Source organism: Pseudomonas zhanjiangensis, assembly GCF_041027545.1.
Lineage (GTDB): Bacteria > Pseudomonadota > Gammaproteobacteria > Pseudomonadales > Pseudomonadaceae > Aquipseudomonas > Aquipseudomonas zhanjiangensis.
Genome location: NZ_JBFTEG010000004.1, coordinates 74,285 through 97,194, shown reverse-complemented (window position 1 = coordinate 97,194; position 22,910 = coordinate 74,285). Strand labels below are relative to the sequence as shown.

The 22,910-nt window shown below is 67.1% G+C and carries 16 protein-coding genes and 1 riboswitch; of the genes, 7 read left to right on the top strand and 9 right to left on the bottom strand.

Annotated elements, in window-relative coordinates:
- Positions 1-8 precede the first annotated feature (8 nt).
- On the bottom strand, positions 9-1,853 hold the full coding sequence (rhlE2, locus tag AB5S05_RS07410; protein WP_369286862.1) for an RNA helicase RhlE2: 1,845 nt from the start codon (positions 1,851-1,853) through the stop codon (positions 9-11).
- A 450-nt stretch (positions 1,854-2,303) separates the two neighbouring features.
- Here rhlE2 and ppnN point away from each other — a divergent pair, with 450 nt between their 5' ends.
- Positions 2,304-3,677, top strand: a complete 1,374-nt coding sequence (gene ppnN, locus AB5S05_RS07405; RefSeq protein ID WP_369286861.1) for a nucleotide 5'-monophosphate nucleosidase PpnN — start codon at positions 2,304-2,306, stop codon at positions 3,675-3,677.
- 165 nt (positions 3,678-3,842) lie between these two features.
- Here ppnN and metF read toward each other — a convergent pair whose 3' ends face one another.
- Entirely contained in the window at positions 3,843-4,688 is an 846-nt protein-coding gene (gene metF / locus AB5S05_RS07400) for a methylenetetrahydrofolate reductase [NAD(P)H] (protein WP_369286860.1), read from the bottom strand.
- Between the two features lie 99 nt (positions 4,689-4,787).
- Positions 4,788-6,194, bottom strand: a complete 1,407-nt coding sequence (locus AB5S05_RS07395; protein ID WP_369286859.1) for an adenosylhomocysteinase — start codon at positions 6,192-6,194, stop codon at positions 4,788-4,790.
- 163 nt (positions 6,195-6,357) lie between these two features.
- A riboswitch (S-adenosyl-L-homocysteine riboswitch) is annotated at positions 6,358-6,451 on the bottom strand.
- A gap of 140 nt (positions 6,452-6,591) precedes the next feature.
- Between AB5S05_RS07395 and AB5S05_RS07390 the strand changes: the two genes are divergently transcribed.
- Entirely contained in the window at positions 6,592-7,212 is a 621-nt protein-coding gene (locus AB5S05_RS07390; protein ID WP_369286858.1) for a TetR/AcrR family transcriptional regulator, read from the top strand.
- 74 nt (positions 7,213-7,286) lie between these two features.
- On the opposite strand, the gene preA is transcribed toward AB5S05_RS07390, so the two are convergent.
- The 3 genes from preA to hydA all read right to left on the bottom strand — a co-directional run bounded on the left by preA (position 7,287) and on the right by hydA (position 11,467).
- Positions 7,287-8,561, bottom strand: coding sequence for an NAD-dependent dihydropyrimidine dehydrogenase subunit PreA (preA, locus tag AB5S05_RS07385; protein WP_369286857.1), 1,275 nt, complete (start codon positions 8,559-8,561; stop codon positions 7,287-7,289).
- On the bottom strand, positions 8,562-9,929 hold the full coding sequence (locus AB5S05_RS07380) for an NAD(P)-dependent oxidoreductase (RefSeq protein ID WP_369286856.1): 1,368 nt from the start codon (positions 9,927-9,929) through the stop codon (positions 8,562-8,564). It lies immediately after the preceding gene.
- 98 nt (positions 9,930-10,027) lie between these two features.
- Positions 10,028-11,467 (bottom strand): dihydropyrimidinase, encoded by a 1,440-nt coding sequence (gene hydA, locus AB5S05_RS07375; RefSeq protein WP_369286855.1) that lies wholly within the window; start codon positions 11,465-11,467, stop codon positions 10,028-10,030.
- A 583-nt stretch (positions 11,468-12,050) separates the two neighbouring features.
- Here hydA and AB5S05_RS07370 point away from each other — a divergent pair.
- The 3 genes from AB5S05_RS07370 (at position 12,051) to AB5S05_RS07360 (ending at position 15,523) form a co-directional block, all read left to right on the top strand.
- Positions 12,051-13,541 carry an NCS1 family nucleobase:cation symporter-1 gene (locus tag AB5S05_RS07370; protein WP_369286854.1) on the top strand — a complete coding sequence of 497 codons (1,491 nt, stop codon included), beginning with the start codon at positions 12,051-12,053 and terminating at the stop codon, positions 13,539-13,541.
- Positions 13,542-13,595: 54 nt separating this feature from the next.
- Positions 13,596-14,879 (top strand): Zn-dependent hydrolase, encoded by a 1,284-nt coding sequence (locus AB5S05_RS07365; protein ID WP_369286853.1) that lies wholly within the window; start codon positions 13,596-13,598, stop codon positions 14,877-14,879.
- A gap of 194 nt (positions 14,880-15,073) precedes the next feature.
- A complete protein-coding gene (locus tag AB5S05_RS07360) occupies positions 15,074-15,523 on the top strand; it encodes a c-type cytochrome (RefSeq protein ID WP_369286852.1) in 450 nt (149 codons plus the stop codon).
- Positions 15,524-15,526: 3 nt separating this feature from the next.
- On the opposite strand, the gene ligB is transcribed toward AB5S05_RS07360, so the two are convergent.
- The 3 genes from ligB to AB5S05_RS07345 all read right to left on the bottom strand — a co-directional run bounded on the left by ligB (position 15,527) and on the right by AB5S05_RS07345 (position 19,557).
- Positions 15,527-17,200 (bottom strand): NAD-dependent DNA ligase LigB, encoded by a 1,674-nt coding sequence (ligB, locus tag AB5S05_RS07355; RefSeq protein ID WP_369286851.1) that lies wholly within the window; start codon positions 17,198-17,200, stop codon positions 15,527-15,529.
- Positions 17,201-17,336: 136 nt separating this feature from the next.
- Positions 17,337-18,527 carry a methionine adenosyltransferase gene (gene metK, locus AB5S05_RS07350; protein WP_369286850.1) on the bottom strand — a complete coding sequence of 397 codons (1,191 nt, stop codon included), beginning with the start codon at positions 18,525-18,527 and terminating at the stop codon, positions 17,337-17,339.
- 16 nt (positions 18,528-18,543) lie between these two features.
- Positions 18,544-19,557 carry an ArsR/SmtB family transcription factor gene (locus AB5S05_RS07345; protein WP_369286849.1) on the bottom strand — a complete coding sequence of 338 codons (1,014 nt, stop codon included), beginning with the start codon at positions 19,555-19,557 and terminating at the stop codon, positions 18,544-18,546.
- A gap of 224 nt (positions 19,558-19,781) precedes the next feature.
- Here AB5S05_RS07345 and tkt point away from each other — a divergent pair, with 224 nt between their 5' ends.
- Both tkt and epd read left to right on the top strand, forming a co-directional pair.
- Complete coding sequence (gene tkt, locus AB5S05_RS07340) at positions 19,782-21,779, top strand: transketolase (protein ID WP_369286848.1); 1,998 nt, start codon at positions 19,782-19,784, stop codon at positions 21,777-21,779.
- A gap of 66 nt (positions 21,780-21,845) precedes the next feature.
- Positions 21,846-22,907: an erythrose-4-phosphate dehydrogenase gene (gene epd, locus AB5S05_RS07335; RefSeq protein WP_369286847.1), complete on the top strand. Its 1,062-nt coding sequence runs from the start codon at positions 21,846-21,848 to the stop codon at positions 22,905-22,907.
- Positions 22,908-22,910: the final 3 nt, after the last annotated feature.

The following is a 22,910-nucleotide window of genomic DNA, read 5'->3' as shown; positions in this document are numbered from 1 at the left end:
GGGCTGGCTCAGTCGTCGCGGTTGCGCGTGAGCAGGGCCGGCTTCTCGCTGCGTGGCCGAGCGCTGTTCGACAGTTCGTCGAGCTGCTCGGGGGTCGGGAAGCGGTCGAGGCGCGAGCCCTTGTGCATGATCACCGGCTGCTTGTCGCGGGGGCTCTTCACTGCAGCCTCCTGACGCGGCAGTTCGTCGCGATTGAGCGAGGTGGTCCGGCCGTCACGCGGCGGGCGAGCTCGGCCGGCGCCATTGCGGCCCTGGCCACTCTGGCCACCGGCGCCCTGGCGACGACCCTGGCCGCCTGCGCCTGCCGCGTTGGCGCGTGGGGGCTTGGCAGCACGTGGCTGGCCGCTGCCGGCGCCATTGATACCTGCAGGCGCACCGGGCCGACGGCCACGGTTCTGCTGCTTGTTCTGGTGCGGGCTGACGTAATCCACCCGGTTGCCGAAATTATCGATTTCATCGTCGCGGAACTCGTCCGGCGCGCGGTCCGGAGGTAACGCGGGCACCGCCGGCGCGGCGGCGCGGGCCGAACCGCGGGGCTGTTGATCACGGCCGCTGCGGGCCTTGCCGCGGCTGCTGTTGGCCTTGCCGCTGTCCTTGCCCTTGTCCTTGCGTCCGCCGCCGTGGCGTTCGCCGTCCGGCTTGGCGCCGCGTGGCTGGCGCGGCTTCTGCGGTTCGCGTACTTCCGGGCGCTCGGCCTCGACGGTGCTGACATCGAAGCCCATCAGGTCGCCGTCGGCGATCTTCTGCTTGGTCATCCGCTCGATGCCCTTGAGCAGTTTCTCTTCGTCAGGCGCCACCAGCGAGATCGCTTCACCGCTGCGGCCGGCACGACCGGTACGGCCGATGCGGTGCACGTAGTCTTCCTCGACGTTGGGCAGCTCGAAGTTGACCACGTGGGGCAGTTGGTCGATATCCAGGCCGCGGGCGGCGATATCGGTGGCGACCAGCAGGCGCACGCGGTTGGCCTTGAAGTCGGCCAGGGCCTTGGTGCGGGCATTCTGGCTCTTGTTGCCGTGGATCGCCACGGCCGGCAGGCCGTGCTTGTCGAGGTACTCGGCCAGGCGGTTGGCGCCGTGCTTGGTGCGGGTGAACACCAGTACCTGCTCCCAGGCGCCGGCGGTCACCAGGTGGGCGAGCAGGGCGCGCTTGTGGCTGGCCTGCAGGCGGAACACCCGCTGCTCGATGCGCTCGACCGTGGTGTTCGGCGGCGTGACCTCGATGCGCTCGGGATCGTGCAGCAGCTTGCCGGCCAGGTCGGTGATGTCCTTGGAGAAGGTGGCCGAGAACAGCAGGTTCTGGCGCTTGGCGGGCAGGCGCGCGAGGACCTTCTTGACGTCATGGATGAAGCCCATGTCGAGCATGCGGTCGGCTTCGTCGAGCACCAGGATCTCGACATGGGCCAGGTTGACATTGCCTTGTCCGGCCATGTCGAGCAGACGCCCCGGGCAGGCGACCAGGACATCGACGCCCTTGGCCAGGGCCTGGGTCTGCGGGTTCATGCCAACGCCGCCGAACACGCAGGCGCTGACGAAATTCAAATCGCGGGCATAGACCTTGAAACTGTCATGCACCTGGGCGGCCAGCTCGCGGGTGGGGGTCAGTACCAGCACGCGCGGTTGCTTAGGGCCATGGCGGTGCTCGCGATCCGGGTGACCGTTGGGGAACAGTCGCTCGAGGATCGGCAGGGCGAAGCCGCCGGTTTTACCTGTACCCGTCTGGGCCGCCACCATCAGGTCGCGACCTTGCAACACGGCGGGGATGGCCCGCTGTTGCACCGGCGTGGGTTGGGTGTAGCCGGCGGATTCGACCGCACGGACTAAAGCCTCGGAGAGACCGAGGGAGGCAAAGGACATGTGAAATCCTGTCTAGTGAGGGCGCTGCCCTATGGGGTGTATTGCCTGGCTTGAATCGCGGCGTGGGGCGCGCAATCCCGTCCGGTACTGCTGCCTCTGGGGGCGAGCATCCGGGCGCAAGCCTGGCGGGAAGGCCGAGTATAACAGAGCCGCCGTCCTGTGGGGCGGTTCGACCGCCCGGCGGTGGCGAAGGCCAGGGAGGCCCGGCTGCGCCGAGCGCGTCCTGGCATTCGGTCACACCCGGCCCTTGAGGCGATCGACGCCGGTGGCGGGGCGTGCAAATTGTTCCGCGAGCACCGATCATGCACGGCCCTGGCGTCGGATGGCGACCTCTCGGCTGGGTCCGGTGCGCCTGCATCGCCCCCCTTTGGCTCGGACATCTAGGCTATAACTTGACTAAGCGATCAGGCCGGTTTGGCTTGCGCAGTATCACTGCCATGGAGTGTCGTAATGGCTAGCAGAAAAACCACCAATGCCACCGTATCCCCCAAGGGAAGCCTGGAAACCCTGTCGCAGCGCGAGGTGCAGCAACTGCGCGAGACCGGCTCGGGCAGCGTCTACGCGCTGTTCCGACAGTGCGCCCTGGCGATCCTCAATACCGGCTCGAACAGCGACAACGCCAAGACCATCCTGGAGGCCTATCCGGACTTCGAGATCCTCATTCACCAGCTCGACCGTGGCATCCGCCTGGAGCTGTGCAACGCCCCGGCCGATGCCTTCGTCGACGGCGAGATGATCGCCAGCACCCGGGAGATGCTGTTCAGCGGCCTGCGCGACATCGTCTACACCCAGAGCGAACTGGAGAACAAGCGGGTCGACTTCAACAGCTCCCAGGGCATCACCGACTATGTCTTCCACCTGTTGCGCAACGCCCGTACCCTGCGTGCCGGGGTGGAGCCGAATATCGTGGTGTGCTGGGGCGGGCACTCGATCAGCAGCGAGGAGTACAAGTACACCAAGATCGTCGGCCACGAACTGGGCCTGCGTGGCCTGGATATCTGCACCGGTTGTGGCCCCGGGGTGATGAAGGGGCCGATGAAGGGCGCCACCATCGCCCACGCCAAGCAGCGCATCATCGGCGGGCGCTACCTGGGGCTGACCGAGCCGGGGATCATCGCCGCCGAGGCGCCCAATCCGATCGTCAACGAGCTGGTGATCCTGCCCGATATCGAGAAGCGCCTGGAGGCCTTCGTGCGGGTCGGACACGGCATCATCATCTTCCCCGGCGGTGCCGGTACCGCCGAGGAGCTGCTCTATCTGCTCGGCATCCTGCTGCACCCGGACAACCGGGAGGTGCCCTTCCCCCTGATCATGACCGGCCCCAAGAGCGCCACCCCCTACCTCGAGCAGTTGCACGCATTCATCGGGCATACCCTGGGCGCCGAGGCGCAGCAGCGCTGCAAGGTCATCATCAACGATCCGGCCCAGGTCGCGCGGGAGATGGCCAAGGGCATCAAGGAGGTCACCCAGTTCCGCCGCGAGCGCAGCGACGCCTACCATTTCAACTGGTTGCTGAAGATCGACGAGAGCTTCCAGCGTCCGTTCGAGCCGACCCATGAAAACATGGCCGGCCTGAACCTGACTCGCGAGCAGCCGGTGCACGAGCTGGCAGCCCAATTGCGCCGCGCCTTCTCCGGCATAGTCGCCGGCAACGTCAAGGTTCAGGGGATTCGCCTGATCGAGGAGCACGGGCCCTACCAGATCACCGGTGATCCGCAGATCATGCAGCCGTTGGGGCGCCTGCTGCAGGCGTTCGTCGACCAGCACCGGATGAAACTGCCGGGGGGCAGTGCCTATGTGCCCTGTTACCGGGTGCTGTCCTAGCGCGGTAGCGCTTGACCAGGGGAGCCATTTGGCGCCGGAGTGCCGGCATTGGATTGGGGGATGTGGGTGCGAGGCGCTGGAAGCGTGATTCCTGCGCCGATCCCGGCGGCCGCTGGCATAAAAAAACCGGACATTGTCCGGTTTTTTTGCGGCTGGCCAGGGCGCTCAGCGCGGCAGCTTGAGGTTGTTCCAGATCGCCAGGCTGGGGGCGGCCAGGTTCATGGTGTAGAAGTGCAGGCCCGGGGCGCCGCCGGCAAGCAGGCGTTCGCACATCTCGCTGACCACCTGCTCGCCAAAGGCGCGGATGCTGTCGCTGTCATCACCGTAGGCTTCCAGCTGCTTGCGCACCCAGCGCGGGATCTCGGCGCCGCAGGCGTCGGAGAAGCGGGCCAGCTTGCTGTAGTTGGTGATCGGCATGATGCCGGGCACCACCGGAATCTCCACGCCCATCTTGCGCACGCGCTCGACGAAGTAGAAGTAGCTGTCGACGTTGAAGAAGTACTGGGTGATGGCGCTGCTGGCACCGGCCTTGGCCTTGCGCACGAAGTTGGCGATATCGCTCTCGAAGTTGCGCGCCTGGGGGTGCATCTCCGGGTAGGCGGCGACTTCGATATGGAAGTGCTCGCCGGTTTCCTCGCGGATGAAGCTGACCAGTTCGTTGGCATAGCGCAACTCGCCGCTGGCCAGGCCCATGCCGGACGGCAGGTCGCCGCGCAAGGCGACGATGCGCTTGATCCCGGCGTTCTTGTACAGGGTCAGCAGTTCGCGCAGTTCGGCCTTGCTGTCGCCGACGCAGGACAGGTGCGGGGCGGTAGGCACGCCCACCTCGCCGTCCAGTTGCAGCACGGTATTGAGGGTGCGGTCGCGGGTCGAGCCACCGGCGCCGTAGGTGCAGGAGAAGAACTCCGGGTTGTACGCGGCCAGCTCGCGCGCGGTGCTCAACAGTTTTTCATGTCCGGCTTCGGTCTTGGCGGGAAAGAATTCGAAGCTGTAGCTGCGTTCTTGGCTCATAGGCTATTCCGTAGGCCGGGTTGGCCGAAGGCCTAACCCAGCATGGATTGATTGGGTTGATGGGTTACGCCGCTGCGCGGCTAACCCACCCTACGGGGATCAATAGCGATAGCTGTCCGGCTTGAACGGACCATCCTGGGTGACGCCGATGTACTCGGCCTGCTGCTTGGTCAGCTGGGTGACCACGCCGCCGAAGCCCTTGACCATCTCCAGGGCCACTTCCTCGTCGAGCTTCTTGGGCAGCACTTCCACGCACAGGCGCGCGGCCTTGTCGGTCGCCGGCAGGTCGGCGAACTTCTGGCCGAACAGGAAGATCTGCGCCAGTACCTGGTTGGCGAAGGAGCCGTCCATGATCCGGCTCGGGTGGCCGGTGGCGTTGCCCAGGTTGACCAGGCGGCCCTCGGCCAACAGGATCAGGTAGTCGTCGTTGGCCGGGTCGATGTCCTTGCCGGTGCGGTGGACCTTGTGCACTTGCGGCTTGACCTCCTCCCAGCCCCAGTTGGCGCGCATGAAGGCCGTATCGATCTCGTTGTCGAAGTGGCCGATGTTGCACACCACGGCGCGCTTCTTCAGGGCCTTGAGCATGCCGGCGTCGCAGACATTGACGTTGCCGGTGGTGGTGACGATCAGGTCGATCTTGCCCAGCAGGGCGGCATCGACGCTGGCCTCGCTGCCGTCGTTGAGGCCGTGTTTGTACGGCGAGACCAGCTCGAAGCCGTCCATGCAGGCCTGCATGGCGCAGATCGGGTCGACTTCGGAAACCTTGACGATCATGCCTTCCTGGCGCAGCGACTGCGCCGAGCCCTTGCCCACGTCGCCGTAGCCGATCACCAGGGCCTGCTTGCCGGACAGCAGGTGGTCGGTGCCGCGCTTGATGGCGTCGTTGAGGCTGTGACGGCAGCCGTACTTGTTGTCGTTCTTGCTCTTGGTCACCGAGTCGTTGACGTTGACCGCCGGGACTTTCAGGGTGCCGGCCTTGAGCATGTCGAGCAGGCGGTGCACGCCGGTGGTGGTTTCCTCGGTGATGCCGTGGATCTTGTCGAGCATCGCCGGGTATTTCTTGTGCAGGATCTCGGTCAGGTCACCGCCGTCGTCCAGCACCATGTTGGCGTCCCACGGCTGGCCATCCTTGAGGATGGTCTGCTCGATGCACCACTCGTACTCGGCTTCGGTCTCGCCCTTCCAGGCGAACACCGGGATGCCGGCGGCGGCGATGGCGGCGGCGGCCTGGTCCTGGGTGGAGAAGATGTTGCAGCTCGACCAGCGCACCTCGGCGCCCAGGGCGATCAGGGTCTCGATCAGCACGCCGGTCTGGATGGTCATGTGGATGCAGCCGAGGATCTTCGCGCCCTTGAGCGGTTGCTCGGCGGCATACTTGCGGCGCAGGCCCATCAGCGCGGGCATTTCCGATTCGGCGATGATCAGCTCGCGGCGGCCCCAGGCGGCCAGGGAAATGTCGGCGACCTTGTAGTCGGTAAAACCGGCAGGCGTCAGTACAGCGCTCATAATGAGTTCTCCATTCGTTGTCTGCGATCAGACCGTGTGAAAACTACTGCGCTCGGCCAGGCTGCGTTAGAAACCGGCTCGGAATGCTCATGTACAAAAGTACACTCCGCTTCCTCGCCTGTTTCTGTCTTGCCTGACCTTCGCTCGCTACGTTTTCACGCAGTCTGATTGAGCGCCGTTGATGCGTATGGTTAACGCCCCATCCGAGCCTGACAAATCCCTGCTTGGCAGGGTCTGCTGCAGCGCCCCTCGGACGGGTGGCGGGAGCGACCGGAGCGGTGCCGGTCGCGCAAAGCCTGCGGATTATAGCCAGGCTGGCGGCGAAGCCCAAGGCTTTCCGTCGCCCTGGGCGCGGCCCGGTGGTAGCCTTGGCCTATTGCGCAGTCATGGACCCGTCATGGGCAATCACAAGATCGAAATTCGCCGACGCAACGTCGAGAAGATTCTTCTGGCCGCCGAGAAAGTCTTCGCCGAGAAGGGCTACGGCGGCACCTCCATGGGCGACATCGCCGAGCAGGCCGAACTGCCGCGCTCCAACCTGCACTACTACTTCAGCACCAAGGACGAACTGTACCGCGCGGTGCTGCTCGGCCTGCTCGAGGTATGGAAGCAGGATGCGCTGTGCTTCGAGACCTTCGACGACCCGCGGGTGGTGCTGAGCAGCTACATCCGCGCCAAGATGAACCATTCGCGCAGCCGTCCGCACGGCTCCAAGGTCTGGGCCAACGAGATCATCCATGGCGCGCCGTTGCTTGGCGCGGCCCTCGACGACAGCCTGTACGGCTGGGCGAAGATGAAGGAGGCGAAGATCCGTCAGTGGGTCGAGGACAAGCGCATCCTGCCAGTGGAGCCCTCGGCGCTGCTGTACATGATCTGGGCCTCGACCCAGCACTACGCCGACTTCAGCCACCAGGTGACCCTGCTCAACGAGCACCAGCCGCTGTCCGAGCGCCAGTTCGAGCAGGCGGTGCAGACCGTGACCAGCGTGATCCTGCGCGGGATCGGCCTGGAGCCTTAGCCGACAGGGTAGGGGTGCCGTGCGCACCAGGAACCTCGGCAACGGCTCCGGTGCGCGCGGCGCACCCTACCGGGCTAGCCCGCCTCGCGGTAGGGATTGCGCGGGTCGTGGTTCCAGTCGAGGAACGGCTTGCCGGTGTCCTGAGGCACCATCTCGATGCAGTCCGCCACCGGGCAGGTGATCTGGCACAGGTTGCAGCCCACGCACTCGGCGTCGATGACTTCGTAGGTGTGCGTGCCGTCGGCCTGCTTCAGGCTGGCGATGGCCTGGTGCGAGGTGTCTTCGCAGGCGATGTGGCAGCGGCCGCAGCCGATGCAGGCGTCCTGGTCGATCCTGGCGATCACCTGGTAGTTGATGTCCAGGTACTTCCAGTCGGTGGTGTTGCCCACCGCCTTGCCGGAAAAGTCCGCCAGGCTCTGGTGGCCCTGGCTGTCCATCCAGCGCGACAGGCCGTCCTTCATCTGCTCGACGATGCGAAAGCCGTGCAGCATCGCTGCGGTGCACACCTGCACCGCGCCGCAACCGAGGGCGACGAACTCGGCGGCGTCGCGCCAGCTGCCGATGCCGCCGATGCCGCAGATCGGCAGGCCGCGGGTCTGCGGGTCGCGGGCGATCTCGGCGACCATGTTCAGGGCGATCGGCTTGACCGCCGAGCCGCAGTAACCGCCGTGGGTGCTCTGGCTGCCGACGATGGGGTGGGCGACCATGCGCTCCAGGTCGACGCTGGTGATCGAGTTGATGGTGTTGATCAGCGACACCGCGTCGGCGCCGCCGCGCATGGCTGCGCGCGCCGAGGTGCGGATGTCGGTGATATTCGGCGTGAGCTTGACGATCACCGGCAGCGAGCAGTAAGTCTTGCACCAGCGGGTGACCATCTCGACGTATTCCGGCACCTGGCCGACCGCCGCGCCCATGCCGCGCTCGGGCATGCCGTGGGGGCAGCCGAAGTTCAGCTCGATGCCGTCGCAACCGGTGGCCTCCACCAGCGGCAGTATGGCTTTCCATGATTCCTCCACGCAGGGCACCATCAAGGACACGATCAGAGCCCGGTCGGGCCAGTCCTTCTTCACCTGAGTAATCTCGCGCAGGTTGATCTCCAGCGAGCGGTCGGTGATCAGCTCGATGTTGTTGATCCCGAGGACGCTCCTGTTAGCCCCGTAGTGCGCCGAATAGCGCGACGACACGTTGACCGCCGCCGGGTCCTCGCCGAGGGTCTTCCAGACCACTCCACCCCAGCCCGCCTCGAAGGCGCGGACCACGTTGTAGGCCTTGTCGGTGGGCGGCGCGCTGGCCAGCCAGAAGGGATTGGGGGCCTTGATGCCGGCGAATTCGATGGAAAGATCGGCCATTTATGCAGCCTCCACGTTGGACATGAGCTGGGAATGGATGGCCTCGGCGGCCAGCTTGCCGTGCTGCACGGCCTGGACAGTGAGGTCCTGGCCGAGGGCGGTGCAGTCGCCGCCGGCGTAGATGCCGGGAAGGCTGGTGCGCAGCTTGGCGTCGACCCAGATGCGCTCGCCCTCGCGCTTGAGCTCCCGGGCCAGCGGGTCGGCCAGGGCGCCGGCGTCGAAGGCCTGGCCGATCGCCTTGAAGATGGCGTCGGCGGCCAGCTCGAAGCGCTCGCCGGTGCTCTGCAGGCGTCCGTCGACCTGCTGAGTGCGGGTGAAGCGCATGCCGCGGACCCGGCCCTGGTCGTCGAGCAGCACGGCCTCGGGCTGCGCCCAGGTCAGCAGGCGCACCTGGTTGGCCTTGGCGATGTCCTGCTCATGGCCGGTGGCGTTCATCTCCTCGAAACCGCGGCGATAGACCAGGTTGACGTCGCGGGCGCCGAGCTTGCTCATCTGCACCGCCATGTCGATGGCGGTGTTGCCGGCGCCGAGGACGATGCAGCGCTCGGCCAGCGGCAACCGGGTCAGGTCGTCGGCCTGGCGCAGCTCGCGGATATAGTCGGTGGCGGCGAGCATGCCCGGCGCGTCCTCGTCGGCCAGGCCCAGGCGCTTGCTGGCGGCCAGGCCGATGGCGAGGAAGATCGAATCGAACTGCTGGCGCAGCAGGCCGAGGCTGAGGTCGACGCCGAGCTTCTGGCCGTGGCGGATCTCGATGCCGCCAATCTGCAGGAGGAACTCCAGCTCGCGCTGGGCGAAGTCGTCCACCAGCTTGTACTTGGCGATGCCGTATTCGTTGAGGCCGCCGGCCTTTTCTCGGGCCTCGAAGATCACCACCTCGTGGCCGTGCATGGCCAGGCGATGGGCGCAGGACAGTCCGGCCGGGCCGGCACCGACCACGGCGATGCGCTTGCCGCTGGCCGGCGCGCGCTCAAAAGGGTGCTCGGTGAACCCGGCGTTGTCGAGGGCATGGCGCTGCAGCAGGCCGATCAGCACAGGCGCGCATTCCTTGGCGTTGTTGCGCACGCAGGCCTGCTGGCACAGCACCTCGGTGGGGCAGACCCGGGCGCAGCTGCCGCCGAGGATGTTCGCCGAGAGAATGGTCTGCGCCGCGCCCTGGACGTTCTCCTGCTGGATGCTGCGGATGAATGCGGGGATGTCGATCTCGCTGGGGCAGGCGTTGACGCAGGGCGCGTCGTAGCAGTACAGGCAGCGCGCGCTTTCCAGGGCGGCCTGGCGGGCGGTGAGCGGCGGGGCCAGATCGACGAAGCGATCGGCCAGTTCGGCCGCCCCGGCATCCGGTCGCGGCAGGTGGCTGAGGGTGTCTATCACGGTAAATGCCTCACGGTCTTGTGGCTTTTATTGGGCAGTTAACAGCGGATAAGCGGCCGTCCGGCCTCTGCGGGCCGGATCGGGCAGATGGTCGTGGCTCAGCGCTCCACGGCAGTGGGGCGGTTGTGCTCGGCGCGCTTGCTCAGCAGGTCGAACACCGCCGGGTAGGCCGGGCGCTCGACATAGCGGCCGGCGCCGCGCTCGGCGCGCAGCTCGCCGTCGGCCCAGACCAGGCGGCCCTGGCTGATGGTGTGGCTGGGCACGCCGCGCACCGTCTTGCCTTCGAAGATGTTGAAGTCGACCTGCTGGTGGTGGGTCGCGGCCGAGATGGTCCGGGTGCCCTGCGGGTCCCAGAGCACCAGGTCGGCGTCGGCACCGACGCGCAGGGCGCCCTTGCGCGGGAACAGGTTGAAGATCTTCGCGGTGTTGGTGCTGGTCAGGGCGACGAAGTCGTGAATCGACAGCCGCCCGCTGTTCACCCCCTCGTCCCAGAGCAGCGCCATGCGGTCCTCGATGCCGGCGGTGCCGTTGGGGATCTTGCTGAAATCGTCGCGGCCGGCGGCCTTCTGCTCGGCGCAGAAGCAGCAGTGGTCGGTGGCGGTGGTGTGCAGGTGGCCGGCCTGCAGGCCGCGCCAGAGTGCCGCCTGATGTTCCTTCGGGCGGAACGGCGGGCTCATCACGTAGCCGGCGGCGGTCTGCCAGTCGGGGTGGCGGTAGACGCTGTCATCGAGCAACAGGTGGCCGGCCAGCACCTCGCCGTACACCGGCTGGCCCTTGGCCCGGGCGTAGGCGATCTCGTCCAGGGCCTCCTGGGTCGAGACGTGCACCAGGTACAGCGGCGTGCCCAGGGTTTCGGCGATGCGGATGGCGCGGCTGGCGGCCTCGCCCTCGACCTGCGAGGGCCGTGACAGCGGGTGCGCCTCCGGGCCGGTCAGGCCCTGGGCCAGCAGCTTCTGCTGCAGGTGGTAGACCAGCTCGCCGTTCTCGGCGTGCACGGTGGGCACCGCGCCCAGCTGCAAGCAGCGTTCGAAACTGGCCACCAGGGTGTCGTCGGCGGCCATGATGGCGTTCTTGTAGGCCATGAAGTGCTTGAAGCTGTTGACCCCGTGCTGCGCCACCAGCTCGCCCATCTCGGCGGCGACCTGCTCGTTCCACCAGGTGATGGCGACGTGGAAGCCGTAGTCGGACGCGGACTTCTGCGCCCAGCCGCGCCAGGTGTGGAAGGCCTCGAGCAGCGACTGCTGCGGGTTGGGGATGACGAAGTCGATGATCGAGGTGGTGCCGCCGGCCAGGCCAGCGGCGGTGCCGCTGAAGAAGTCCTCGCTGGCCACCGTGCCCATGAACGGCAGCTGCATGTGGGTGTGCGGGTCGATGCCGCCGGGCATCAGGTACTGGCCGCTGCCGTCGAGCACCTGGCAGCCGGCGGGAGCGTCGAGGTTGTCGCCGATCGCCTGGATCAGGCCGTCGGCGCAGAGCAGCTCGGCGCGGTAGCTTTCTTCATGGGTGACCAGGGTGGCGCCGCGAATCAACAGGGACATAGCGAACTCCTCACAGGCTGGCCGGTGCTGGCCGGCTCTTGGCGTTATGTGGATCGGGCGGGAAATTTAATCCTGTCAGATCTGTCAGGATTGAAATCTAGTAGCTGTTAGTGGATTGGGCAAGAATATTTTTTGCTAGCTTTATGAATTTATAAGGTATTGAAAAATAACGATAAAAACTAAAAATCACCAATTTGGTGAGGCGTTTCACCATTTTGACGCACTTGACAGGATCCAAATATGGTCGAGATTTCCCATGGAAAATCAGCCGCTTGAGCCGGGTCCCTAGGCGGTGCGGGGCGCTGCAAAAAAGTTTGCCTGCACCAGTTTGATTCCTGACTATGCGGACAGACTTGCGCGTGCGCCTCTACGGGCATCGGCAAGGCCGCCGCCGGCAAACTGGTTGGTTGAGTAAAGTTGTTCAGAATCAGAGATATGCGTCGCCTTGGCGGCAGTGGTAAGGCCCGGTTCGCAGGTTCCGGCACGCTTATTGAGTGCCGCTGCCGACGACTTGGCCGTGCAAGAGCTCCGGCCATCGACTTAGCCCGATGCGCTAACAATCAGAAAAATACTGGAGAGGCCCATGCAACAGAGCAGATCGCAAGTGACCGAGCGGGACGGCCTGTACGAGCTGAACGCCGGCAGCGACGTACTCGACAGCCCGCGCTACAACCACGACATCGCCCCGACCCAGGTCCATGAACGCACCTGGAACAAATGGCACATCACCGCGCTCTGGGTCGGCATGTCGATCTGTGTGCCGACCTACACCCTCGGTGGCGTGCTCACCGCCTATTTCGGCCTGTCGGTTGGCGAGGCACTGCTGGCGATCCTGCTGGCCAACGTGGTGGTGCTGATCCCGCTGACCCTCAATGCCTTCGCCGGCACCAAGTACGGCATCCCCTTCCCGGTGCTGCTGCGTTCCTCGTTCGGGGTGATCGGCTCCAACGTGCCCTGCCTGATTCGCGCGGTGGTCGCCTGCGGCTGGTTCGGTATCCAGACCATGTTCGGCGGCTTGGCCATCCACCTGCTGCTCGGCTCGATCTTCGAGCCCTGGAAGGCCCTCGGCGGCACCGGCGAGGTGATCGGCTTCCTGATCTTCTGGACCCTCAACCTGTGGGTGGTGCTGCGCGGCGCCGAGTCGATCAAGTGGCTGGAAACCCTCTCGGCGCCCCTGCTGGTGCTGGTCGGTGCCGGTCTGCTGGTGTGGGCGCTGCCCAATGTGTCGATGAGCGAGCTGCTGGCGCAGCCGGCCAAGCGTCCGGAGGGCGCCAGCGTCACCGGCTACTTCCTCGCCGGGCTGACCGCGATGGTCGGCTTCTGGGCCACCCTGTCGCTGAACATCCCGGACTTCAGCCGCTACGCGAAAAGCCAAAAGGACCAGATCATCGGCCAGGTGCTCGGCCTGCCGCTGACCATGTTCCTGTTCGCCGCCCTTGGCGTGGTGATGACCGCCGCCTCGGCCTCGCTGGTCGGCGAGACGGTGTCCGACCCGGTCAGCCTGATCGGCCACATCCAGAGCCCGGGCTGGGTCGCCCTGGCCATGGCGCTGATCATAGTGGCGACCCTGTCGACCAACACCGCGGCGAACATCGTCTCGCCGACCAACGACTTCCAGAATATCGCGCCCAAGCTGATCGACCGCACTAAGGCGGTGCTGCTCACCGGCTTCGTCGGCCTCGGCCTGATGGCCCACGAGCTGCTGAAAAAACTCGGCTGGCTGGTCTCCGACCTGAGCCTGGAGAGCGTCTACTCCAACTGGTTGCTGGGTTACTCCAGCCTGCTCGGGCCGATCGCCGGGATCATGGTGGTGGACTATTTCCTGATCAAGAAGCAGCAGCTGGATCTGGCCGGCCTGTACCGCGACGACGTCTACCCGGCCTGGAACTGGATGGGTTTCATCGCCTTCGCCGTGCCGGTGGCGCTGACCCTGCTGTCGCTCGGCAGCAGCGCCTTCAGCTGGTTCTACGACTACGGCTGGTTCACCGGATCCTTGCTCGGTGGCCTGCTCTATTTCGGGCTGTGCAGCCTGCGCAACCCGGCCCCGGCGGTTGCCGCCAAGCCGACCCTGTGATGCCGCGCGGGCGCTGCGGCGCCCGCCCTTCGATCCTTGCCTGAGGAGAATTCCATGAACACGGCTCAATCCGTACTCCAGTCCAGCCTGTCCCATATCAACGGCGAGCGCCTGTGGCAGTCGCTGATGGACCTGGCCCGGCTCGGCGCCACCGCCAAGGGCGGGGTCTGCCGCCTGGCCCTGACCGACCTCGACCGCCAGGCCCGCGACCTGTTCGTGCGCTGGTGCGAGGAGGCCGGCTGCACGGTGAGCGTCGACGGCGTCGGCAACATCTTCGCCCGTCGTCCCGGGCGCAACGCCGAGCTGCCGCCGGTGATGACCGGCAGTCATATCGACACCCAGCCCACCGGCGGCAAATTCGACGGCTGCTTCGGCGTGCTCGCCGGGCTCGAGGTGCTGCGCACCCTCAACGACCTGGGGGTGCAGACCGAGGCGCCGCTGGAGGTGGTGGTCTGGACCAACGAAGAGGGCTCGCGCTTCGCCCCCTGCATGATGGGCTCCGGGGTGTTCGCCGAGAAATTCACCCTGGCCGAGACCCTGGCCAAGCGCGACGCCGACGGCGTCACGGTGGGCGAGGCGCTGAACGCCATCGGCTACGCCGGCCCGCGGGCGGTGACCGGTCATCCAGTGGGCGCCTATTTCGAGGCGCACATCGAGCAGGGGCCGATCCTCGAGGACCAGGCCAAGACCATCGGCGTGGTCCTCGGCGCGCTCGGGCAGAAGTGGTTCGACCTGAGCCTCAAGGGCGTCGAGGCCCATGCCGGGCCGACCCCGATGCACCTGCGCAAGGACGCCCTGGTCGGCGCCGCGGCGGTGGTCGCGGCGGTCAATCGGGTGGCCCTGGCGCACCAGCCGCACGCCTGCGGCACGGTCGGCTGCCTGCAGGCCTATCCCGGCTCGCGCAACGTGATTCCCGGCGAGGTGCGCATGACCCTGGACTTCCGCCACCTGGAGCCGGCGCGCCTGGATGCGATGATCGAGCAGGTGCGCGGGGTGATCGAGGCCACCTGCGCCGAGCACGGCCTGAGTTTCGAGTTGATCCCCACCGCCGACTTTCCGCCGCTGTACTTCGCCGAAGACTGCGTGGCCGCGGTACGCAGCGCGGCCCAGGGCCTGGGCCTGTCGCACATGGATATCGTCAGCGGCGCCGGCCACGACGCCATCTTCCTCGCCGAGCTGGGCCCGGCCGGGATGATCTTCGTGCCCTGCGAGGGCGGCATCAGCCACAACGAGATCGAGAACGCCGCGCCGGAGGACCTGGCCGCCGGCTGTGCGGTGCTGCTGCGGGCCATGCTCGCCTCCTCGCAGGCGCTGGCCGAGGGCCAGCAGGCGGCCTGAGTGCCCGGGGGCGCGCTCGAACGGGGCGGCAGGCTCGGCTCGGCGGCATTGGCGCTGCGCCGAGCCGGCGCCGGTTGCGCATTCGCACTCGAGCCGGGCCGCGTCAGGGGCGTGCAACTACATCACGTCGGGCTTGGCTGGCGCGATGTTGCTGGGGATACTGTGCGGCCCTTTGCTGCGCAGTCAGGACCTCGATGAAACTGAAAACCTTTGTGCTGCTCGGGCTCGCCGGTCTGACCCTGAGCGGCTGCGACAGCGTCGATCCGAACTCGCCCCTGGGCAAGCGCCAGGCGATCTTCAAGCAGATGCTCAAGACCAGTGAAGACCTGGGCGGCATGCTGCGTGGACGGATCGCCTTCGACGAGACGCGCTTCGTCAGCGATGCGGTGGAGCTGGACCGGCTGTCGCGCCAGCCCTGGCAGCATTTTCCGCAGGTACAGGATGAGGGCGATAGCCGCGCCAAGGACGAGGTCTGGCAGCGCCAGGCGCGTTTCCAGGAGCTGGCCCGTGCGCTGGAGGCCTCCACCGCCGCCTTGGTCGCGGCCACCGCCACGCCACCGCTGCAGCCCGACGACCTGGCGCCGGCGGTGCAGCGGGTCGAGGACAGCTGCAAGGCCTGTCACGAGGAGTTCCGCGCCTTCTGAGCCTCAGAAGCCGGCGATACCCTGCGCCTGCAGTTGTGCGTGCAGGGCAAGCACCTCGGGGTGGTGAAAGAAGGCCTGCAGCTGCGCCGCCCTGATCGGGCCTATGCCGGGTTCGGCCTGCCAGCGCGCCGCGTCGCGCGCGGCCAGCGCGTCCCAGTCGGCGTCGAGGGCGCCCGGCGCTATCGCCGGCAGGCCGAGGCCACGCAACCAGTCGCTCGACGGCCGTTGCCGGGCCTGGGCCAGGCTGGCTGCCAGCTGCGCCGCTGCCGCCTGGCTCAGGCCGGGCACCTGCGCCAGCTGCTCCTCGCTCAGCTCCAGCCAGCCGAGCAGGCCGTCGAACGATCGGGCCCGCAGCAGTTTCTCCCAGGTGCCCGGGCCAACGCCGGGCAGGGCCAGGCCCTGTTTGCCGCCGAGCCAGCTCAGGCGCGCGCGGAACTGCTCGGCGCAGGCCGGCGTGTCGCGCCAGCAGCTCAGGGCGTGATAGGCGTCGGCGTCAGGCACCGCCAGTTCGGTGCGTTCGCGGGTGCGCCAGATCACCTCATCGAGTTGCGCGACTGTGGCGCCGGCGAGGCGGATCGAGACCTGGTCGCCGGGACGCAGGTCCAGCGCCTGCCAGCGTTGCAACGAGCCGAGGCTGATCGACTCGATGCGCCTGTCGTCGAGGCGAACGGGCAGTAGGCGCAGCACCGGGGTAATCCGCCCGCGCCGACCGATGCGGAAATCCACCGCGCGCACCTCGGCCAGCGCCTGGCGCGGCGGGTACTTCCAGGCGGCTGCCCAGGCGGGTGGCTCGGCTCGCCAGCGTCGGCCCGGCGGGCGTCGGTCCTGGCGCAGCACCACGCCATCGCTGGCGAAGGGCAGGGCACTGCGATACCAGTGTTCGCGCCAGTGGCGGGCGGCCAGGTAGCCATCGATGCGCTGGCTGAACCGCTGGCTGTCGGCAAAGCCGAGGCCGGCGAGCCGTTCGAGGCGCTCGCGCATATCACGCGGGCCGTCCGGCCAGTCCCAGACGAACAGGCCGATGCCGGCGGCCTGCTGCTCGCTCAAGGTCTTGCGCGCCAGCAGCCCGGCCACCTTGGCGCGGGCGCCCAGCGCACCGGCCTCGGCCTGCACGTGAGCGTCCAGGCGCCAATAGAGTTCGCCCTGCAAAATCAGCGCGAGGCTGTCGGGCAGTTGTTGGGGGACCGCCGGCAGGCGCAGTGCCGCACCCGTCCAGTCCTGACCGCGGCGGCCGTCGCCGCGGCTGATGGCCTGGACCAGGCGGCCGTCGCGGTAGACCAGGGTCACCGCCACACCATCGACCTTGGGTTGTATCCAGAGCCTGTCGCGACTGGCGATCCAGCCCTGCACGGCGGCGTCATCGGCGAGTTTCTCCAGGCCGGTGTGGGCTATCGGGTGCGCTTGCTGGCCTGCGCTGCTCGCCAGTGGCGCCGCGGCAGCGCCGGCGCTGGCCGGGAAGCACTGGCGCCAGTGCGCCAGGCGCGCGCGGGCCTGGTCGTAGAGCTCGTCGGCCACCAGCGACAGGCCCTGGCGGTGATAGGCATCGTCCCAGTGGGCGATCTGCGCGCCGAGTGCGGCGATCTCCGTGTTGGCGCGCGGGACGGGCCAGTCGGGGCAGGGCGCGGCCAGGCAGGCGGCGGCGAGGGGGAGCAGGCACAGCGCGATCCATGGCTTCATCGTGAGCATCCTTGCTCGGGCGTCGAGGTCTGAAGCTTAGTTCATGCTGTGCAGTTGGCGGCGAGCGGGGGCCGTAGCGGGCCGGTAACAAAAAGCCCCGCACGGGGCGGGGCTTCTGCAGAGCGGCTGTGCGCGCTTAGAGGCCGGCGGCGGCGCGCAGGTCGGCGGCCTTGTCGGTCTTTTCCCAGGTGAAGGCGGTGAAGCTGTCATCGCCGTAGCTCATTTCCACCGGGGTGCGGCCGAAGTGGCCGTAGGCCGCGGTCGGCTGGTACATCGGGTGGAGCAGGTCGAGCATCTTGGTGATCGCGTAGGGGCGCAGGTCGAAGACTTCGCGCACCAGCTTGATGATGGTGTCTTCGCTGACCTTGTTGGTACCGAAGGTGTTGATCGAGATCGAGGTCGGCTGGGCCACGCCGATGGCGTAGGACACCTGGATCTCGCAGCGCTCGGCCAGGCCGGCGGCGACTATGTTCTTGGCCACGTAGCGGCCGGCATAGGCGGCGCTGCGGTCGACCTTGGACGGGTCCTTGCCGGAGAAGGCGCCGCCGCCATGGCGGGCCATGCCGCCGTAGGAGTCGACGATGATCTTGCGCCCGGTCAGGCCGCAGTCGCCCACCGGGCCGCCGATGATGAACTGGCCGGTCGGGTTGATGTGGAACTGGGTGTCCTTGTGCAGCAGTTCGGCCGGCAGCACGTGCTTGACGATCAGCTCCATCACGCCTTCGCGCAGGTCGTTGTAGCTGACGTCCGGGTTGTGCTGGGTCGACAGCACCACCGCGTCGATGCCCACCACCTTGCCGTTCTCGTAGCGGCAGGTGACCTGGCTCTTGGCGTCCGGACGCAGCCACGGCAGCAGGCCGGACTTGCGCGCCTCGGTCTGGCGCTCGACCAGGCGGTGGCTGAAGCAGATCGGCGCCGGCATCAGCACGTCGGTCTCGTTGCTGGCATAGCCGAACATCAGGCCCTGGTCGCCGGCGCCCTGATCCTCGGGCTTGGAACGGTCGACGCCCTGGTTGATGTCCGGGGACTGCTTGCCGATGATGTTGATGATGCCGCAGGTGGCGCCGTCGAAGCCGACGTCGGAGCTGTTGTAGCCGATGTCGATGATGACCTTGCGCACCAGGTCTTCCAGGTCGACCCAGGCCGAGGTGGTGACTTCGCCGGCGATGATCGCCACACCGGTCTTGACCAGGGTTTCGCAGGCCACGCGGGCGTGCTTGTCCTGGGCGATGATGGCGTCGAGCACCGCATCGGAGATCTGGTCGGCGATCTTGTCCGGATGGCCTTCGGACACGGACTCGGAGGTAAACAGGGAGTATTCGCTCATCGATCGGTCTTCCTAATTAATACCGGTGGGTGAGGGCCCGCAGGCCATTGTGTTGTTCCGGCTTGGCGAAGTGCCGTACCTGAATCTGGAAACCATTGCGCAACCCCAGGTACAGGCTCTCGCCTGCGCAGAGGCCGGCGGCCTCGGCCCAGCGGGCCAGGTCGTCCTGTTCGAAGCCCAGCCAGAGATCGCCGCACGCCTGCCTGGCCCAGCTCTGGTCGTGGCTGCACAGCTCGGTGATCAGCAGGCTGCCACCGCCCTTGACCCGTTGCGCCAGGGTCTTCAGGGCCTCGGCCGGGGCGGCGAAATGGTGCAGGACCATGTTCAGCACCACGCAGTCGGCGGCCGAATAATCGTCGTTGAGGGCGTCGGCGAGTTGCAGTTCGACGTTGCCCAGGGCTTCTTCGGCGCAGCGCTGGCGTGCCAGGTCGAGCATCGCCGGACTGTTGTCCAGCGCCGTGACCCGGGCGAAGCGGCGGGCCAGGTCGGGCAGGAAGCCGCCGTCGCCGGGGCCGATCTCCAGGGCCGTGGCATCCGCGCCGAAGCCCAGGGCGTCGAGCAGTGCCAGCAGGCTGTCGCGGTAGTGCGGCAGGCCGGCGATCAGGTCCTGCTGGGCCTGGAAGCTGGCCGCAGTGCGGGCGAAGAACTCGCGGCTGGCGGCGGCACGCTGACGGTGCACTTCGCCGATGCGCGCCTGGACGTCGGCCGGCAGTTGCAGCGCGTCGACCTCGTCCAGCAACGCCGCATGCAGGGTGCCGCCGAGACGTTCGCCCTGGGACAGGGCGCGGCGGTAGAAGATCGCATTGCCCTCGCGGCGGGTCGCCACCAGGCCGGCCTGGGCCAGGACCTTGAGGTGGTGGCTCATGCCCGACTGGCCGATGGCGAAGATCTGCGCCAGCTCCAGCACGCCGAACGAATCGTTGGCCAGGGCGCGCAGCACGTTCAGGCGCAAGGGGTCGCCGCCGGCCTTGCACAGGGCGGCCAGTTCGTCGGCGGGCTCGAAGCCAAGTGGGGAGGCGCGCAGGTTCATAGGGTGGGCAGTCTAGTCGGTCAATTTTCATCCAGCAATACCAATATCAAAAAGTTTTGATATGGCTGCGGCGGTTGCGGCGTGGTCCGTGCCGACAGCCGGCGGGGAAGAAAACATCGCTGCTGCGACCATCTGTCATTGCCCCGCGGCGCCCGGCTGGGCGAAAATGGCCGCCTTTTTCGACCCGCTGTTGCCAAAAGCAGCCCCCCGCAGGAGATTCAGTGATGCCCAGCCGTCGTGAGCGCGCCAATGCCATTCGTGCCCTGAGCATGGATGCCGTGCAGAAAGCCAACAGCGGCCACCCCGGTGCCCCGATGGGCATGGCGGATATCGCCGAAGTGCTGTGGCGCGATTACCTCAAGCACAACCCGAGCAACCCGAGCTTCGCTGACCGTGACCGCTTCGTGCTGTCCAACGGCCACGGCTCGATGCTGATTTATTCGCTGTTGCACCTGACCGGCTACGACCTGGGCATCGACGACCTCAAGCAGTTCCGTCAGCTGCACAGCCGCACCCCGGGCCATCCGGAATACGGCTACACCCCGGGCGTGGAAACCACCACCGGCCCGCTCGGCCAGGGCCTGGCCAACGCCGTGGGCTTTGCCCTGGCGGAGAAGGTGCTGGGCGCGCAATTCAACCGTGAAGGCCACGCCATCGTCGACCACAACACCTACGTGTTCCTCGGCGACGGCTGCATGATGGAAGGCATCAGCCATGAAGTCTGCTCGCTGGCCGGCACCCTGGGCCTGGGCAAGCTGATCGCCTTCTACGACGACAACGGCATCTCCATCGATGGCGAAGTGGAAGGCTGGTTCACCGACGACACGCCCAAGCGCTTCGAGGCCTACGGCTGGCAGGTGATCCGCAATGTCGACGGCCACGACGCCGAAGAGATCAAGATCGCCATCGACACCGCACGCAAGAGCGAGCAGCCGACCCTGATCTGCTGCAAGACCACCATCGGCTTCGGCTCGCCCAACAAGCAGGGCAAGGAAGACTGCCACGGCGCGCCGCTGGGCGCCGAGGAAATCGCCCTGACCCGCGCCGCCCTGGGCTGGGAGCATGGACCCTTCGAGATCCCTGCGGACATCTATGCCGAGTGGGACGCCAAGGAAGCCGGCGCCGCCGTCGAGGCCGAGTGGGACCAGCGTTTCGCCGCCTACGCCGCTGCCTATCCGGAGCTGGCCGCCGAGTTCAAGCGGCGCATCGCCGGCGAGCTGCCGGCCGACTTCGCCGAGAAGGCCAGTGCCTACATCCAGGAAGTCGCCGCCAAGGGCGAAACCATCGCCAGCCGCAAGGCCAGCCAGAATGCGCTGAACGCCTTCGGCCCGATGCTGCCCGAGTTCCTCGGCGGCTCGGCCGACCTGGCCGGTTCCAACCTGACCCTGTGGAAGGGCTGCCAGGGCGTCTCCGCCGAAGATGCTGCGGGCAACTACATGTTCTACGGCGTGCGCGAGTTCGGCATGAGCGCGATCATGAACGGCATCGCCCTGCACGGTGGTTTCGTGCCCTACGGCGCGACCTTCCTGGTGTTCATGGAATATGCCTGTAACGCCGTGCGCATGGCCGCGCTGATCAAGAAGCGCGTGCTGTTCGTCTACACCCACGACTCCATCGGCCTGGGCGAGGATGGCCCGACCCACCAGCCGATCGAGCAGCTGGCCAGCCTGCGCTGCACGCCGAACCTGAATACCTGGCGCCCCTGCGACGCGGTGGAATCCGCGGTGGCCTGGAAGTGCGCGATCGAGCGCAAGGATGGCCCGAGCGCGCTGATCTTCAGCCGCCAGAACCTGGCGCACCAGCAGCGCGATGCCCAGCAGATCGACGATATCGCCCGCGGCGGCTACGTGCTCAAGGACTGCGCCGGCGAGCCGGAGCTGATTCTGATCGCCACCGGCTCGGAAGTCGGCCTGGCCGTGCAGGCCGCCGCCAAGCTCGCCGAGCAGGGCCGCCAGGTGCGCGTCGTGTCGATGCCGTCGACCAGCGTGTTCGACCAGCAGGATGCCGGCTACAAGCAGGCCGTGCTGCCGGTCCAGGTCGGTGCGCGGATCGCCATCGAGGCCGCCCATACCGACTTCTGGTACAAGTACGTCGGCCTGGAAGGCCGCGTCATCGGCATGACCAGCTTCGGTGAGTCCGCCCCGGCGCCGGCGCTGTTCGAGCACTTCGGTTTCACCGTCGAGAACGTGCTGGAAACCGCCGCCGAGCTGCTGGAAGGCTGATCTGCCGCCTGTCGGAGCGAGTCTGCTCGCTCCGACAGGCTGTCCTCATCCACCCAAGGGATGCTCATGCCCACTCGCCCTTTTCGCGTCGCCCTCAACGGCTACGGCCGCATCGGCCGCTGCGTGCTGCGCGCTTTGCATGAACGCGGTGCCAGCGCGGGCCTGGAGATAGTCGCGCTGAACGACCTGGCCGACCAGGCCAGCCTCGAATACCTGACCCGCTTCGACTCCACCCACGGCCGCTTTCCCGGCGAAGTACGGGTCGAAGGCGATTGCCTGCACATCAACGGCAGCTGCGTGAAGGTGCTGCGCCAGGCCGAGCCCGAGGCCGTCGACTGGGCGGCGCTGGATATCGACCTGCTGTTGGAGTGTTCCGGCCAGTACACCACGCGCGCCGCCGCCCGGCGCTTCCTCGAGGCCGGCGCGCCGCGGGTGCTGCTGTCGCAGCCGATGGCTAGCGAGGCCGATATCGACGCCACCGTGGTGTTCGGGGTCAACCAGGCGTGCCTCTCCGGGGCCGAGACGCTGGTGTCGAATGCTTCCTGCACCACCAACTGTGGCGTGCCGTTGCTCAAACTGCTCAACGAGGCGGTGGGGCTGGAGTACGTGTCCATCACCACCATCCATTCGGCGATGAACGACCAGCCGGTGATCGACGCCTACCACCACGAGGACCTGCGCCGCACGCGCTCGGCCTTCCAGTCGGTGATTCCTGTGTCCACCGGGCTGGCCCGTGGCATCGAGCGCCTGCTGCCGGAGCTGGCCGGGCGCATCCAGGCCAAGGCCATTCGGGTGCCGACGGTGAACGTCTCCTGCCTGGATATCACCCTGCAGACCGCCCGCGACACCTCGGCCGAAGAGATCAACCGGGTGCTGCGCCAGGCGGCCGAAAGCGGCCCGCTGAAGAATCTCGTGGCCTACACCGAACTGCCCCACGCCAGTTGCGATTTCAACCACGACCCGCATTCGGCGATCGTCGATGGCAGCCAGACCCGGGTGTCCGGCCCGCGCCTGGTCAACCTGCTCGCCTGGTTCGACAACGAGTGGGGCTTCGCCAACCGCATGCTCGACGTGGCCGAACACTTTCTTGCCGTATCCACCGTTCAACCAGCCCCCGTGAAGGACTGATTC

Bases quoted from the DNA above. Each gene is read 5' to 3' on its own strand.
- AB5S05_RS07365 (WP_369286853.1), top strand. From the start codon at position 13,596: ATGAACACGGCTCAATCCGTACTCCAGTCCAGCCTGTCCCATATCAAC.
- ligB (WP_369286851.1), bottom strand. From the start codon at position 17,200: ATGAAGCCATGGATCGCGCTGTGCCTGCTCCCCCTCGCCGCCGCCTGC.
- ppnN (WP_369286861.1), top strand. From the start codon at position 2,304: ATGGCTAGCAGAAAAACCACCAATGCCACCGTATCCCCCAAGGGAAGC.
- preA (WP_369286857.1), bottom strand. From the start codon at position 8,561: ATGGCCGATCTTTCCATCGAATTCGCCGGCATCAAGGCCCCCAATCCC.
- AB5S05_RS07370 (WP_369286854.1), top strand. From the start codon at position 12,051: ATGCAACAGAGCAGATCGCAAGTGACCGAGCGGGACGGCCTGTACGAG.
- rhlE2 (WP_369286862.1), bottom strand. From the start codon at position 1,853: ATGTCCTTTGCCTCCCTCGGTCTCTCCGAGGCTTTAGTCCGTGCGGTC.
- epd (WP_369286847.1), top strand. From the start codon at position 21,846: ATGCCCACTCGCCCTTTTCGCGTCGCCCTCAACGGCTACGGCCGCATC.
- tkt (WP_369286848.1), top strand. From the start codon at position 19,782: ATGCCCAGCCGTCGTGAGCGCGCCAATGCCATTCGTGCCCTGAGCATG.
- AB5S05_RS07360 (WP_369286852.1), top strand. From the start codon at position 15,074: ATGAAACTGAAAACCTTTGTGCTGCTCGGGCTCGCCGGTCTGACCCTG.
- metK (WP_369286850.1), bottom strand. From the start codon at position 18,527: ATGAGCGAATACTCCCTGTTTACCTCCGAGTCCGTGTCCGAAGGCCAT.
- hydA (WP_369286855.1), bottom strand. From the start codon at position 11,467: ATGTCCCTGTTGATTCGCGGCGCCACCCTGGTCACCCATGAAGAAAGC.
- AB5S05_RS07345 (WP_369286849.1), bottom strand. From the start codon at position 19,557: ATGAACCTGCGCGCCTCCCCACTTGGCTTCGAGCCCGCCGACGAACTG.
- metF (WP_369286860.1), bottom strand. From the start codon at position 4,688: ATGAGCCAAGAACGCAGCTACAGCTTCGAATTCTTTCCCGCCAAGACC.
- AB5S05_RS07395 (WP_369286859.1), bottom strand. From the start codon at position 6,194: ATGAGCGCTGTACTGACGCCTGCCGGTTTTACCGACTACAAGGTCGCC.
- AB5S05_RS07390 (WP_369286858.1), top strand. From the start codon at position 6,592: ATGGGCAATCACAAGATCGAAATTCGCCGACGCAACGTCGAGAAGATT.